17 protein-coding genes and 1 riboswitch are annotated in these 15,184 nt (G+C 36.0%); of the genes, 10 read left to right on the forward strand and 7 right to left on the reverse strand.

Translation table 11 applies throughout. The features are described 5' to 3' along the window. From C564_RS0101070 to C564_RS0101100, 7 genes are all read left to right on the forward strand, one after another. Positions 1 to 1,401, forward strand: coding sequence for a sensor histidine kinase (locus C564_RS0101070; protein WP_003206404.1), 1,401 nt, complete (start codon positions 1 to 3; stop codon positions 1,399 to 1,401). Positions 1,402 to 1,714: 313 nt separating this feature from the next. Further along, positions 1,715 to 2,404: a FadR/GntR family transcriptional regulator gene (locus C564_RS0101075; protein WP_255258758.1), complete on the forward strand. Its 690-nt coding sequence runs from the start codon at positions 1,715 to 1,717 to the stop codon at positions 2,402 to 2,404. Between the two features lie 170 nt (positions 2,405 to 2,574). Next, complete coding sequence (locus C564_RS0101080; protein ID WP_003206400.1) at positions 2,575 to 3,294, forward strand: (Fe-S)-binding protein; 720 nt, start codon at positions 2,575 to 2,577, stop codon at positions 3,292 to 3,294. Positions 3,295 to 3,310: 16 nt separating this feature from the next. Further along, positions 3,311 to 4,732: a LutB/LldF family L-lactate oxidation iron-sulfur protein gene (locus tag C564_RS0101085; RefSeq protein WP_006094085.1), complete on the forward strand. Its 1,422-nt coding sequence runs from the start codon at positions 3,311 to 3,313 to the stop codon at positions 4,730 to 4,732. Continuing rightward, the gene (locus C564_RS0101090; RefSeq protein WP_018764155.1) at positions 4,732 to 5,442 is read left to right on the forward strand and encodes a LutC/YkgG family protein; all 711 of its coding nucleotides are present in this window, start codon (positions 4,732 to 4,734) and stop codon (positions 5,440 to 5,442) included. Before C564_RS0101085 ends, C564_RS0101090 begins: the two co-directional genes overlap by 1 nt. A 53-nt stretch (positions 5,443 to 5,495) precedes the next feature. Further along, entirely contained in the window at positions 5,496 to 6,278 is a 783-nt protein-coding gene (locus tag C564_RS0101095; RefSeq protein ID WP_051107051.1) for a prepilin peptidase, read from the forward strand. A gap of 64 nt (positions 6,279 to 6,342) precedes the next feature. Continuing rightward, a complete protein-coding gene (locus tag C564_RS0101100) occupies positions 6,343 to 6,654 on the forward strand; it encodes a cyclic-phosphate processing receiver domain-containing protein (protein ID WP_016113915.1) in 312 nt (103 codons plus the stop codon). A gap of 29 nt (positions 6,655 to 6,683) precedes the next feature. Here C564_RS0101100 and C564_RS0101105 read toward each other — a convergent pair whose 3' ends face one another. From C564_RS0101105 to phaQ, 7 genes are all read right to left on the reverse strand, one after another. Further along, a complete protein-coding gene (locus tag C564_RS0101105; protein WP_003196057.1) occupies positions 6,684 to 7,535 on the reverse strand; it encodes a formate/nitrite transporter family protein in 852 nt (283 codons plus the stop codon). 323 nt (positions 7,536 to 7,858) lie between these two features. Further along, positions 7,859 to 8,656: a TerC family protein gene (locus C564_RS0101110; RefSeq protein ID WP_018764157.1), complete on the reverse strand. Its 798-nt coding sequence runs from the start codon at positions 8,654 to 8,656 to the stop codon at positions 7,859 to 7,861. A gap of 91 nt (positions 8,657 to 8,747) precedes the next feature. After that, a riboswitch (yybP-ykoY riboswitch) is annotated at positions 8,748 to 8,914 on the reverse strand. 38 nt (positions 8,915 to 8,952) lie between these two features. Beyond that, a complete protein-coding gene (locus C564_RS0101115; protein WP_006094090.1) occupies positions 8,953 to 10,272 on the reverse strand; it encodes a TrkH family potassium uptake protein in 1,320 nt (439 codons plus the stop codon). A 115-nt stretch (positions 10,273 to 10,387) separates the two neighbouring features. Further along, a complete protein-coding gene (locus tag C564_RS0101120) occupies positions 10,388 to 10,573 on the reverse strand; it encodes an alpha/beta-type small acid-soluble spore protein (protein WP_000241213.1) in 186 nt (61 codons plus the stop codon). 189 nt (positions 10,574 to 10,762) lie between these two features. After that, entirely contained in the window at positions 10,763 to 11,206 is a 444-nt protein-coding gene (locus tag C564_RS0101125) for a MaoC family dehydratase (RefSeq protein ID WP_018764158.1), read from the reverse strand. A gap of 101 nt (positions 11,207 to 11,307) precedes the next feature. Continuing rightward, positions 11,308 to 11,832, reverse strand: a complete 525-nt coding sequence (gene phaP, locus C564_RS0101130) for a polyhydroxyalkanoic acid inclusion protein PhaP (protein WP_003196062.1) — start codon at positions 11,830 to 11,832, stop codon at positions 11,308 to 11,310. 42 nt (positions 11,833 to 11,874) lie between these two features. Further along, positions 11,875 to 12,327 carry a poly-beta-hydroxybutyrate-responsive repressor gene (phaQ, locus tag C564_RS0101135; protein ID WP_003196063.1) on the reverse strand — a complete coding sequence of 151 codons (453 nt, stop codon included), beginning with the start codon at positions 12,325 to 12,327 and terminating at the stop codon, positions 11,875 to 11,877. Positions 12,328 to 12,525: 198 nt separating this feature from the next. On the opposite strand from phaQ, the gene phaR reads away from it, so the two are divergent. The 3 genes from phaR to phaC all read left to right on the forward strand — a co-directional run bounded on the left by phaR (position 12,526) and on the right by phaC (position 15,081). Next, complete coding sequence (gene phaR, locus C564_RS0101140) at positions 12,526 to 13,008, forward strand: polyhydroxyalkanoic acid synthase subunit PhaR (protein WP_018764159.1); 483 nt, start codon at positions 12,526 to 12,528, stop codon at positions 13,006 to 13,008. Between the two features lie 160 nt (positions 13,009 to 13,168). Then, positions 13,169 to 13,912 (forward strand): acetoacetyl-CoA reductase, encoded by a 744-nt coding sequence (locus C564_RS0101145; RefSeq protein WP_003196065.1) that lies wholly within the window; start codon positions 13,169 to 13,171, stop codon positions 13,910 to 13,912. An 83-nt stretch (positions 13,913 to 13,995) separates the two neighbouring features. Next, a complete protein-coding gene (phaC, locus tag C564_RS0101150; RefSeq protein WP_003196066.1) occupies positions 13,996 to 15,081 on the forward strand; it encodes a class III poly(R)-hydroxyalkanoic acid synthase subunit PhaC in 1,086 nt (361 codons plus the stop codon). Positions 15,082 to 15,184: the final 103 nt, after the last annotated feature.

The raw sequence follows: 15,184 nt of genomic DNA on the forward strand, positions 1-15,184 counted from the left end.
ATGTTTACGATGGTACAAAAGCTTTGGCTTACGGTGGTATGTGCAGTATGTGTAACAGTTTCTTTTCTTTATTTCGTGTCCTTATATTCATATGAAAAGTTATATGTTCAAAACATTGAAGATTCGTTAGTAATGGAAGGGAAAAGGCTCGTATCTCAATATAAAAAGGACGAGGGTACGTTAGCGTTTGGAGAGAAAGTTCAGGCATTTGATCGTATCTCGAGTGCGGATGTACTTTTCGTTAGTAATCCTCGTGATTTAAGTGCTTGTATACCTTTTGATGTACATCATCATTCCCTTATTAGTGAGAGTGATAGACAAACATTGTTAGATGGAAAGACCGTTACGAAGGTTGGATATGAAGAACATTTCGAGCGTAATATTATGGGAGTTGTTATTCCTGTTTTAGAAGAAAAGAAATTAGTTGGGATTGTGTACTCATATATTCCATTAAAGAGTATTAAAGATTTAATCTATGATATGGGACTTATTTTAGCTCCATTAGCTTTCGTTATGATTTTACTTACAATATGGATTGGTAGAAAAATTATTATTGCGATTACAAAACCGCTCTCACAAATGGAACGAGTTGCAAATCATATGGCAACAGGAGATTTTTCTGAGCGTATTACGATTTCGTCGGAAGATGAAATAGGACGTTTAGGGAAAGCGTTTAATAAAATGGCAAATTCATTAGAAATGGAAGATGTCAAACGTAAGGAATTTTCAGCAAATGTTTCTCATGAACTGCGGACGCCACTAAGTTATATTAAGGGGTATAGTGAAGCGATATTAGATGGAGTTGCAAAGGGACAGCAACAATCAAAATTTACACAGCTCATTCATAGAGAAGCTGGTCGTATGCAACGGCTTGTTCATGATTTATTAGATTTGGCGCAACTTGAAGGAGACCATTTTCCATTAAAAAAACAACCGATTGTATTTGCGCAGCTTATTGAAGATGTATTAGAAACGTACGAATTGAAATGTATGGAAAAAGAGCTGTATATTTCAACGGATCTTGATCCAGATATTATTGTAACGATTGATGAGGATCGGATGCAACAGGTGCTTCATAACTTGCTAGACAACGCTATTCGTTATACAAATCAAAATGGAAACATTTCTATACAATTGAAGAAAAAAGATAGGCAGTGTGAATTGAAAATAAAGGATACGGGAATTGGTATTGATGCTGAGCATTTAGAGCAGCTTGGCGAACGTTTCTATCGGGTTGATAAAGGGCGAAGTCGCAGGCATGGTGGAACAGGTCTTGGTCTTGCGATTGTCAAACAAATCGTGCATATCCATGACGGAGAATGGCGAGTCGAAAGTGAAAAAGGAAAGGGAACAACGGTTATTATAAAATTACCTGCGAATGAAGAAGGAAGTATGTTTTAGTTGTCAATTCCCCACTTAAACGTAACACGTTTTGAAGTGGGGGGTCTTACTATTCGTGAATAGAGGGGGAAATAGGAAATGAAGGCGAATAATACCAGATTAAATACCAGTTACAACCCGCTACTGGGTATAATAACCATCAATTTCCTCTATATAACAAAAAAATGGCTATTTTATGAACAAAACATTTGTACTTCTTACTAATTCGTTCTAAAATGGTTATGGATGCTATGTTCTTATAAATCGTTTGAATTGTTGTTTGGATGATACTGAGGTGATTTAACTGGAGTACAAATCTATTAAGCCGAAAAAAATTTACGAAGAAGTATCTGAAGCCATTTTAACGATGATAAAAAATGGTACATTAAAACCTGGTGACAAACTTCTTCCTGTTCATCAATTAGCCGAGCAGTTCCAAGTTGGCAGATCTGCAGTTCGTGAAGCGCTTAGTGCCTTGCGAGCTATGGGGTTAATTGAAATGAAACAAGGGGAAGGAACATATGTGAAGAACTTCGATTCTTCAGCATTGACAAAACCTTTAAATAACATGTTGTTAATGAAGAAGGAAGATATTTTAGATTTATTGGAAGTACGAAAAGTGCTTGAAGTCGGGGCAGTTCGGGCAGCAGCAGTAAAACGTACAGAAGATAATTTGAAAAATATGAAGCATTGGTTAGATGAAATGGAAAAAAGCATGGGGAATGAAAGGGCTGGTGAAAAAGCAGACTTTCATTTTCATATGGGAATTGCAGAATCTTCACATAACAACATCTTACTCGAACTTATGAATCATGTTTCGGAAATGATTGCTGAGACGATTGGTGAGTCGAGACGCATTATTTTATATGGTGAACAAACAACAGCAGAACGACTTTTAGAAGAGCATCAAGTTATTTATGATGCGGTATTGAAACAAGATGTGGAATCTGCACAGCAAGCAATGCTAAATCATTTAACAAATGTAGAGCATATTGTCACAGGTAGACAAGATATAAATTCGTGATTTACTCTTTCAAAGTTTCATTTTTCTGATAGAATAGAGAAAGATTGAGTAAGCGTTTTCTTTTAGGGAGAGGTTTAGGTAGGTCAATTATGCCTAGCTTCTTCTTTCTGTTAAGTCATCTGATGACCATATGATTGTTGGCGAAGTTGTAATGAGGGGGAATTATAATTATGAAAGTTACTTTGTTTGTTACTTGCTTAGTTGATATGTTTGAAACAAATGTTGGTAAAGCAACGGTTGAATTGTTGGAGCATTTAGGGTGTGAAATTGAATTTCCAGAAGCTCAAGTTTGCTGTGGACAACCAGCATATAACAGCGGTCATGTAGAAGCAGCAAAAGAAGCGATGAAGCATATGATTGAAACTTTCGAAGATGCAGAATATATCGTTACACCATCTGGTTCTTGTGCGACAATGTTTCATGAGTATCCACACGTTTTTAAAGATGATCCGAAATGGGCACCTCGTGCACAAAAAGTAGCAGATAAAACATATGAATTAACACAATTTATTGTTGATGTGTTAAAAGTTACAGATGTTGGTGCGCACTTAGAAGGAACAGCGACTGTTCACAAATCTTGTCATATGACACGTTTACTAGGAGTAAAAGAAGCTCCAGGGATTTTACTATCAAATGTAAAAGGGCTAACTGTAAAAGAACTACCAAACGTACAAAATTGTTGTGGTTTTGGGGGAACGTTTTCAGTTAAAATGACACCAATCTCTGAACAAATGGTAGATGAGAAAGTGGATAGTGTGATGGAAACAGGTGCTGATTATTTAATTGGTGCTGACTGTGGGTGTTTGTTAAACATTGGCGGACGTATTGAGCGCTTAGGTAAAGAAGTAAAAGTAATGCATATTGCTGAGGTATTGAATAGTCGCTCATGAAGGGGGAACATAAGCTATGTCTATGAAAATCAGTGAGAAAAAATTTAATGATCGCGTTGGCGATGGAATTCAAGATTCATTTATGCGCGGGGCAGTATCTTCTGCACAAACGCGTTTATATACAAATCGCTTAAAAGCAGCCGATGAATTAGGAAACTGGGAGGAATGGCGTGAACTTGGTGAACAAATTCGTCAGCATACGTTAGAAAACTTAGACTACTATTTAATGCAACTGAGTGAAAATGTATCTAAAAGAGGCGGGCATGTTTTCTTTGCAAAAACGAAAGAAGAAGCAGCACAGTATATTCAAGAGGTAGCAAAGAAGAAGCAAGCAAAAAAAGTTGTAAAATCAAAGTCGATGGTAACGGAAGAAATTAGCATGAACCATGCACTTGAAGAAATTGGCTGTGAAGTATTAGAGAGTGACTTAGGTGAGTACATTTTACAAGTAGATAACGATCCACCATCTCATATCATTGCACCAGCACTTCATAAAAACAGAACGCAAATTCGTGATGTGTTTAAAGAAAAGCTTGGGTATGAAAATTCTGATGATCCATATGAAATGACAAAGTTTGTTCGTAAACAACTTCGTGAAAAATTTATGGATGCTGAAATTGGGGTAACGGGATGTAACTTTGCAGTTGCAAATACAGGCTCTCTTTGTCTAGTAACAAACGAAGGAAATGCTGACCTTGTTATGTCTATTCCCAAAACACAAATCGCGGTAATGGGTATGGAACGTATGGTTCCAACTATGGAAGAACTAGATGTTCTTGTTGGTTTACTGTGCCGCAGTGCGGTTGGTCAAAAATTAACAAGTTATGTAACGGTAGCAGGACCGATTCAGGAAGAGGAAGTAGACGGACCAGAAGAATTTCATTTAGTTGTTGTTGATAATGGACGTTCTACAATTTTAGGTTCTGAATTCCGTCAAGTGTTGCAATGTATTCGCTGTGCAGCTTGTGTAAACGTATGTCCTGTATATCGTCATGTTGGGGGTCACTCTTATGGATCCATCTATTCTGGTCCAATTGGGGCAGTATTAACACCACTTTTAGGTGGATATGATGATTATAAAGAGCTTCCGTATGCTTCTAGTTTATGCGGAGCGTGTACAGAAGCTTGTCCGGTAAAAATTCCATTGCATGACTTGTTATTAAAACATCGCCAAGTCATTGTTGAGAAAGAAGGGCGAGCGCCACTTGCAGAAAAATTAGCAATGAAGATGTTTAGTATGGGTGCGTCTTCCGCATCTTTATACAAAATGGGATCTAAAATTGCTCCGGCTGCTATGAGTCCATTTACGTCTGGTAATCGTGTAACGAAAGGTGTAGGGCCGCTGAAAAACTGGACGGATATTCGCGAGTTCCCAGCTCCAAGTAAAGAAAGATTCCGTGATTGGTATAAAGATCATAAGAAAGGCGGGAATGACTGATGACAGGGACAATTCAAAACCGTGATTCCTTTTTAGACAACATTGCGAAAGAACTTGGGCGTGCGCGTAAAACAGAAGGAGTACAGCGTCCAGTATGGAAGAATAATGTAAACGTAGAAACGTTGAAAGATTATTCAGAGGAAGAATTGTTAGCGGTATTCAAAAAACAATGTACCAACATTCATACGACTGTAATTGAAACAACAAGGGATGAACTGAGTGCAGTAGTTCGAAAAGTAATTACTGAAAACGGCGGCGGACCTATTTTATTATCGGGGGACGAACGTTTTGATACGTACGGTTTGAATGCTCTATTTTCTACAGAACTTCCGAACGAAAATGTTGAAGTAAACACTTGGAATCCAGAGAAAAAAGAAGAAAATATTCGCTTGGCTGAAAAAGCAAATATCGGTATTGCTTTTAGTGATTACACATTAGCAGAATCCGGTACAATTGTCGTGCAAAGTCATAAAGGACAAGGTCGTTCTTTACACTTCTTGCCTACGATTTATTTTGCAATCATTCCACGTGAAACAATTGTACCACGTATTACACAAGCGGTTCATGATATGAATACGCGTGTAGAGAATGGAGAAGAAGTTGCATCTTGTATTAACTTTATTACAGGTCCAAGTAACTCAGCTGATATTGAAATGAATCTTGTTGTAGGTGTACATGGACCATTAAAAGCATATTATTTTGTAGTGTAAAATGGGGAAAAGCAGGCTAAGAAATGGCCTGCTTTTTTATTAGAACAAAGATAATGCGAAATGGAAGTGTCGCTCTCTTTTTGCTATATTTTTTTGGGGAAGGAGAGGATGGTGTGATATTTTATTTATATGCTTTTTTAATAGGGACGGTGCTAGGTTCTTTTTATACGGTTGTAGCAGTACGCATTCCTATTGGACAATCTATTATTGCTCCTCGTTCTTATTGTGATTATTGTCGTCATACGCTAAGGCCGAAAGAGCTTATTCCAATTATTTCTTTTTGTTTACAAAGAGGTCGCTGCATTCATTGTAAAATGAAAGTACCCTTTATTTATACATTGTTTGAGGTGATAACAGGGGGAGCATTTCTTTTTTTTACGTATGTGATTGGAATGGATAAAGAACTAATTCTTATATGGACGTTACTTTCTTTACTCATTATCATTACAATGACAGATTTGTTCTATATGTTAATCCCGGATGTAATTTTATTCTCTTTTGCTTGTTTATTTGTAATAGAACATATTTTTATTTCACTCGTTCCTTGGTGGGAGGGCTTGATTGGTGGAGGAACGATATTTATTGTGTTATATCTCGTTCAAATTCTATTTCCGAATGGACTTGGAGGAGGTGATGTGAAATTACTTTCGCTACTTGGATTTATAATAGGGGCGAAAGCAATTTTTATTGTGCTTTGTTGTGCTTCTAGTTTGAGTCTTTGTTTCTTTGGAATTGGTATGTTACTCAAGCGTATTACATCAAGACAACCATTGCCATTCGGACCGTTTATTGCACTTGGAACAATATGTTATTTGGCTATGATATATCTGGAATAAAGTAAAACTGTAACCAGTGGAGGTATTACTGTCCGCAAATAGCGGGATAAAGGAGAAGTAGAAAATGAAAGTGTATATGGATGATCAAAGACCTTGCCCCTTTGGTTATGTCTTAGCGACAACAGTCGAAACTGCTTTAAATTTTTTGCGCAATTCTGATGTAGATATTATATCGCTCGATTATAATATGGGATGGCGTCAGAAAAATGGTTTGGATTTTTTAGAAGTTTTTTGTACGGAAGGCCTTTATGTACAGGAAATTCATTTACATACAAATGATTCAATTGGTATGCAGTACATGTTAGAGCGGATAAATAAAGGAAAAGAAACGAGAGAGATTTCCTCAAATATACAGGTGAAATGTACTGGAAGTTAAAAAGCTCCAAGGGGATCCTTGGAACTTTTTTAGTGTTTCATCTGTGCTTGTAAAGGGATGATTTCTTCTTGTTGAACTGCTTCTAGGTTATCTTCTGCCGCTTTAGGTTCTGGATTTTTTTGAGTTAAATAATGATATACCATCCCAACGAATACGGATCCGCCGATAATGTTGCCAATTGTAACCGGGATTAAGTTATGGATAGCACCAGCGAAAGAAATTGTATCAGGATGTGGTGATACTAAAGATAGTGCAAATAATGATAAGTTTGCAATACTATGTTCATAACCGGATAAGAAGAAAGTAAAGACAAGAAACATCATAATAAGTATTTTTGCTGTATCTCCTTTTACTTGAGAAGGTAGGAAACATGCAAGGCACACGAGCCAGTTACATAAAATCGCTTTGAAAAATAATTGCATTGTAGGTGTTCCCATTTTTACTGCAACGACTGTACTCATTAAATGACCATGATTGATTGATTGGAAAATACCAGTTGCGTAAAATAACAATGCAAAAAATACTGCACCTGCTAAGTTACCTGCATAACAAGCGACCCAATTACGAAGTGTATCGCCAATTGTTGTTTCTTTTCGCAGAGTTGCGACTGTAAAATACATTGTATTTCCTGTAAATAATTCAGCTCCGCCATATATAATTAATATAAGTGCAATTCCAAAAAACATAGAAGATGCTAAATATGTTGCGGGTGAATTTACAACATTGAAGAAATTCCCTAATTTAAAACATAGTACAATAGTAAAACCAATATAGATGCCAGCTAGTGCAGCGCGAATGAAATATTGCATTGGATTTGCATCCAACATTTGTTTCTTTTTCTGCGCAAGTTGTACAACGTAAGCTAATCCTTGTTCTAGCATAATTAATACGCTCCTTTAGTACATTGTCTGTAAGTACTCTTCATATGAATAAGGTACACGTATTTACTCCTAGTTTCAATAAGATTGTGCAATATTTCACAAAAAGGACATACCTTCTAAATGAAAGCGTTAACAAATTGTGGTATGATATCATATGTTTGTAAAAATATAGGGAAATGGCAACTTTTTATGTAATAAAATGAAACTTCTATCATTGGGGCGTTATCTTTCAAGGATGGCAAATGGATTAGTTATCCTCCATCTATCTATCTATTTTTGAAGGGGGGACTATTTAGTATGAGGTAAATGAAAAAACGCTGTTGTTACAGCGCTTTTTCATCCAAATTCTTTTGTGTATTTTGGACACTTGTATCTTTAGATAAGAACCAACCACCCATTGCAATTCCAATTAGTACAATCCAAAATCCAATTTTCCATGGTGCTGATTCTGGGAAACTGTGTGGAATAACATTTAAAGCAGGGTGTGCTAACGTATAAACTGCTAGTTTCACACCAACCCAACCAACAATTAAGAATGCAGCAGTTTCTAATCCTGGTTTACGTTTTAATATTTGTACGAAAGCAGATGCAGCAAATCGCATAATGATTAAACCAATGAGCCCGCCTGTAAAAATAACAAGAAATTGTCCTGTATCAAGACTACCAATTGTACCAAGGCCTGTTTTTGGTAAAGTCATCGCTAATGCAACAGCTGCTAAAATAGAATCAACGGCAAACGCAATGTCGGCAACTTCAACTTTAAATACTGTCCACCAAAAGTTTTCTTGTTTTTTCTTTATTTCGTTCTCTTCAGTTTCTTCATGTGTATTCTTTTTAACATATGTTTTGAATAAATGGTTACCAGCGATAAACATTAAGTAAATTGCCCCCAGTGCTTGCACTTGCCATACGTCGACTAAGAAAGAGATCATAAACAATGATCCAAAACGGAACACGAAAGCTCCTGCTAATCCGTAAAATAATGCTTTTTTTCGTTTGTCTTCTGGTAAATGTTTTACCATAATGGCAAGGACTAGAGCGTTATCTGCTGCTAAAATTCCTTCTAGTGCAATTAAGATAAGCAATACCCAACCATACTCCAATAATAATGATACATCCATGTACATTCTCCTCTCAATTGTATAAATCCTAAACAAGTGAAGAGGTTTCCCCACTGTTTAGTTTCCCCATACTCCAACCTATCAACGACGGAAGGAATTGGAAAAGAATACAAAAAAGACCTCTGCCGTTGATAGGCAAAGGTCTTGCTAGACATATGTAATAAAAATGCCAACAAAGCCGGAAGAACTGAGTTCTACGTAATGACGACTTTGTTTCCAAGAATATATTCTTGGACGCTACTCCCCTTTGGAAATATGCTATTGTATTTTCATTATATGGATAATGTAAATGTTTGTCAACCTGTTAAAATGTCTTCGTTTGGATATTTTATCTTTCTTTGTTTTTTATGTGCAAAAGAAAATGCTAATGTTAAAGGACCCATTTTTCCAAAAAACATCATAAAGATAATGGTTATCTTTCCGATTATTGTCAATTTCGAGGTAAGTCCCATACTGAGACCAACAGTCCCAAATGCCGAAAATACTTCAAAGGCACTCATTAAGAGGGGAACTTGTTCGGTGATACTTAAAATTAATATGGCGAAAAAAATAAATGAGATTGAAATGACTACAATGGCAAGTGATTTTACAATCAAACCATCTTTTATTGATTTTTTAAAGATGACAATGTCATCTTGCTCTTGTAAAAATTTAAGAACCCCGAGTAGCATAATTAAAAAGGTTGTTAATTTAATGCCGCCACCTGTTGAAGCACTACCAGCTCCAATGAACATGAGCAACATCATTAGTAAAAGAGATGGTTTTGTTAATTGTGCCATGTCTACAGTATTAAAGCCAGCTGTACGTGTGGAAACAGCTTGGAAATAGGCTGCTAGTCCTTCTTCAAACGGTGTAAATCCTTTCATAGAAATTGGATTATGGAATTCAAATATAAAAATTAAAATTGTAGCAGCAATATTTACAATAAGAGTAGATGAGAGCATAAGTTTAGAGTGTAATGTAAGGTTCTTAAAGTTGCGTTTTCTTTTTATATCCACTATGACTGTGAAACCAATTCCGCCTAAAATAATGAGAGAGGAAATGACTATGTTGACGAGTATACTATGAGATTGTGACATTAAATTATCAGTCCAAATGGAAAATCCGGCGTTGTTAAATGCTGAAATGGCATGAAAAAAACTATAATATAGTCCGTTAAAAACACCGTATTTTGGAACCCATTCAAAAGCAAGAAGAAGAGTAGCGAAACATTCAATGGTAAAAGAAAATAGAAATAATGATTTTGCGAGACGAATCACTCCGCCGATATTTGTTTGATTTAATGCTTGCTGTAGTAAAATTCGATTTTGGAGACCGATTTTTCTCCCGAGCATAATCGCGATTAATATAGCAAAGCTCATAATGCCGAGACCGCCAACTTGTATGAGTGTTAAAATGACAAGTTGCCCAAATAGGGTGAACACTTTTCCGGTGTCAACAACGCCGAGTCCTGTAACTGTAAATGCAGAAACAGTTGTAAATAATGCATCTAGCCAAGAAATTGAAGTTGTAGTGGAGATAGGCAGTTTTAATAGGCATGTTCCGATAATGGATAGTGCAATAAAAGATAACGTAAGTACACGAGGAGGACTCATTTTAATATTAATCCGTTTCATATTATATACCTTTCCTTTCGGCTTGCTCTTTGTAGTATGTCAAAAAGAATTACAATGTATGTTGAAAAGGAAAAGAGGCAGAATATATCTGCCCCTGAATCAATTATTTATAGAATTATCCACGTAATTGTTGTTGTGCTAAGGAAACGAGACGTTTTGTTACTTCGCCACCGACAGATCCGTTAGAACGAGATGCTGTATTCGAACCTAAGCTTACACCAAACTCTTGTGCAATTTCATATTTAAATTGTTCTAGCGCCTGCTCAGCACCAGGAACAAGTAATTTATTTGTTTTTACCATTGATAACACATCCTAATTTATATTCCAGTTTATTTGTTTTTAATGAGCAGTAAAGGAATGTTTTGCTGATACAAGCTAGCTCACTGTATAAACTGGTATCGTTAGTGTATGTGTTATATGTTTGGTCATACACGGAAGTAATCGGTGAGATTAGAAGTTATTGGATACGAAAAAAGAGTAGCACACATGCTACTCTTTTTTCATTATTGTTGCTGTACCTTCGACAACTATATCATTCCATTGATTATATACATTTGTTTGCAACGTAATAATTTTTTTATCATCACGTTTTTTGATAACTTCTGCGACTACGCGTAAGGTATCACCAATTTTTACAGGTGCACGAAATGATACATTTTGTGATAAATAAATTGTGTTTTTTCCTGGTAATTTTGTTCCGAGAATGGTCGAAATAAATCCTGAAACAAGCATACCATGTGCAATTCTTTCTTTAAACATTGTTGTTTTTGCAAAAGAGTCCAGAATATGAATTGGATTTACATCCCCGGTCAGTTTTGCAAAAGTGATAATGTCTTCATTGGTAATCGTTTTTGTTAAGGATGCTTGATCGCCAACTTGAATCTCATCATAATGAAGCTCTGGAACAGACTGCGCTTCTTGAAATGGATTCATTTTTTCCTCCTTCTTTTCCATATCGAAAAATGTAAGCCATCTTGATGCAATGGGAGGAAGAAAGAGTTTAGTTTGTTCTGCGGTAAGCTGCCACATTTTCCTTACTTGATGGAAGTAAATAGATTTTTTGAGTTTTCCTCGAACTTTTTTACGAGTTCCAGTTGTGTAGATTTGAATTCTTCCAAAAAACCTTCTAATTGTTTTTGACCCTCGTCACGTTGAAGTTGTTGTTGTTCAATGAATTGTTTTGTTGTTTCTTCAAACTTGCCGTTCGTTTGAGTAAGAATCGATAAAGATGTTTTTGTTGGAGACACAGTAAGTTGATGAATATGATTAGAAAGTTCGTTCCATTTTTCTTGCCATTCGTTAATTTGTTCATTTAAGGAGTTGCCTGTGAATTGCTTCACGTATTCTGTATATTGACTATTAAATTGAGTAGTGAATTGTTGTAGTTCTTTTTCGAGTTCATCTACTCCTGCTGTTAATTTATGCAAAGCATCCTGCTGTTGTTTTAAAGTTTCTAAAGTAAGTTGCTCCAATTGTTTCCCTGCTGAAGAGAAAAGGGAAAGAGAATGTGACCAATTTTTCCAAAATGCATCGACCAGTTCGTATGGTTTAGTTTCCATGGTTTGACCTCCAAATATTTTTTTGCATATTGTGAACGCAGATTATTCTGCTGTACCACCAGGTGAAGATGAAGATTTTTTTTCATCCTTTTCTGGAGAAGTAGAAAATGGAAAGAATGCATTGGTGTATAACGTGAAGAATGTTCGCAACATATTTTGGTAATGTTCAAAAGAGGTCGCGCATGTTGCTAAATATTGCTCTCCATATTCTGTTAAAGAATAAATTCGCTTTGCTGGCCCTCCTTCACTTGTATCCCAAGTGGAAGATATGAGGTTTTCTTTTTCTAACTTGCGCAAGGTTCTATAAACATTACCTTGGTCAACGGAAGAAAAGCCAATATCCATTAGCATTTGAATCAGTTTGTAACCGTGAAGACTCCAGTCTTTTAGACAGAGAAGTAAGAAGGGAACTAAGAAGTTTTTTGGCATGGAGTTTGGTTGTTTCGCTTGGTTTGTTTCCAAACTTTCTTGTTGTTCTGGTTCATTATGTAGCATGATTGTGCATCACCTCATGAATCAGTTAAATGGAATTTTTTGCTTATAAGTGCAATTTACACCTATCTGTTTTCTATGTCAATACATTTGTTGGAATATAGAAAAAAACAAAATACAGACTTGAAGTTTTATTCAGAATATTGGAAAATAGTGAATAGGTTGAATTGTTTCAAAAACGAATAAAGGAGTGTAGGAGAAGTGATTGATCAAAAATTCGATCCACTACAAGCATGGAAAGAAGCTTATGAACAGACCGAAACATTTTGGGGAAAAACGCTCAATGAAACAATCAAAACAGAAGAGTATTCTGCTTGGATGGGAAGCGTTCTAGATTTGAATTTGTTTTATCAGAAGATGTTGAATGATGCAACAAAAGGCTATTTAGAAAAAGTGAACATGCCAACCCAAGACGATATCGCAAGAGTAGCTACGCTTGTTATTAACTTAGAAAATAAAGTTGATAACATCGAAGAGTTTTTGGAAGAAAAAGCAGATTCTTTAGGACAATCTCCTACGCTAAAACGTGATGTAACAAAAGTGAAACAAGATATTCGTACATTAGAAGATAAAGTGGATAAGATTTTAGGATTACTTGAAAAACAAAATGAAGTGTTAGCAAAATTACAGGAACCAGGGAAAGAAGTGGCGAAAGCGCCTCTGAAACCAGAGAATAAAAAGTAGTTAAGAAGTGTTGTTTATACGTTCAAAAAGGGAAAGGGAGAACCTCTTTTACGAATGGTATGAACAGCTGAAAATAGTTTGTATGTAGAATATCGTTTTAAAATATGTATCAAGGTGATGCATTCTTATATCTAACAAATTCAATAAAGGGGGAATAGAAATGGTTCAATTAAATGGTAAAGTAGCAATCGTAACAGGTGGGGCAAAAGGAATTGGTAAAGCGATTACAGTAGCATTAGCAAAAGAGGGAGCAAAGGTTGTTATTAACTATAATAGCAGTAAAGAAGCGGCTGAAAATCTAGTGAATGAATTAGGAACAGAAGGTCATGATGTATATGCAGTTCAGGCAGATGTTTCTAAGCTAGAAGATGCGAAGCGCCTTGTAGATGAAGCTGTGAATCATTTTGGTAAGGTAGATATTCTTGTAAATAATGCTGGTATTACAAGAGACCGTACTTTCAAAAAATTAAACCGTGAAGATTGGGATCGTGTAATCGATGTAAACTTAAGTAGTGTATTTAATACAACGAGTGCGGCACTTCCTTACATAACAGAATCAGAAGAGGGTAGAATCATTAGCATTTCTTCTATTATTGGACAAGCTGGTGGATTTGGACAAACAAACTATTCAGCAGCAAAAGCTGGTATGTTAGGATTTACAAAGTCATTAGCGCTAGAACTTGCGAAAACAAATGTAACAGTGAATGCGATTTGCCCAGGATTCATTGATACAGAAATGGTAGCAGAAGTGCCGGAAGATGTTCGTCAAAAAATCGTTTCTAAGATTCCAAAGAAACGTTTCGGACAAGCGGATGAAATTGCAAAAGGTGTTGTATACTTGTGCCGTGATGGAGCGTATATCACTGGTCAACAGTTAAATATTAACGGCGGATTATATATGTAATGAAGCAAGGAGAAAGTGCATATCCATAGCAGGAGTGCACTTCTTTCTTGAAGAAGGAAATCAGTTAAAAAGGAGATAGGAAAATGACTACATTCGTAACAGAATGGGAAAAGCAATTGGAACTATACCCAGAAGAATATCGAAAAGCATATCGTCGTTTTAAAAGAGCGAGTGAAGTTTTACTGCGTGAACCAGAGCCACAAGTTGCTTTAACTCCAAAAGAGGTCATTTGGACGAAAAATAAAACGAAGCTGTATCGTTACATTCCAAAGCAGGAAAAAACACATTCAGTTCCCATTTTATTGATCTATGCGCTAATTAATAAACCATATATTATGGATTTGACACCAGGAAATAGTTTGGTGGAATATTTAGTAGATCGTGGTTTTGATGTGTATATGCTTGATTGGGGCACATTCGGTTTAGAAGATAGTCATTTAAAGTTTGATGATTTTGTGTTCGACTATATTGCAAAAGCAGTTAAAAAAGTAATGCGAACTGCAAAAGCGGACGAGGTATCTCTACTCGGATATTGTATGGGTGGTACGCTAACATCCATTTATGCGGCACTTCACCCACATATGCCGATTCGAAATTTAATTTTTATGACAAGTCCATTTGATTTCTCTGAAACCGGATTATATGGTCCATTATTAGATGAAAAGTATTTTAACTTAGACAAAGCAGTTGATACATTTGGAAATATACCGCCGGAAATGATTGATTTCGGAAATAAAATGTTAAAGCCAATTACAAACTTTGTTGGTCCGTATGTTGCTTTACTTGATCGCTCAGAAAATGAGCGCTTTGTTGAAAGCTGGAAGCTAATTCAAAAATGGGTTGGAGATGGTATCCCATTCCCAGGTGAATCGTATCGACAATGGATTCGCGATTTTTATCAAAATAATAAATTGGTTAAAGGTGAGCTCGTGATTCGAGGTCAAAAAGTAAAACTTGAAAACATTAAGGCAAATGTCTTAAATATTTCTGCAAAACGTGATCATATTGCATTGCCATGCCAAGTAGAGGCGCTCTTGGACCATATTTCTAGTACAGACAAACAGTATGTGTGCTTGCCGACAGGACATATGTCAGTTGTATATGGTGGAACGGCTGTAAAACAAACGTATCCTACAGTTGGAAATTGGCTTGAGGAACGCTCTAATTGAAGTGAAAAAGTGATTATTATGGCTTGAACACATATCTTTTTTGTTCATACGAATGAAATGGAAAATCCAGCTAGCATAGGCTAGCTGGATTTTTTTATGTAAA

This window comes from Bacillus sp. 105MF, from assembly GCF_000374885.1.
GTDB lineage: Bacteria > Bacillota > Bacilli > Bacillales > Bacillaceae_G > Bacillus_A > Bacillus_A pseudomycoides.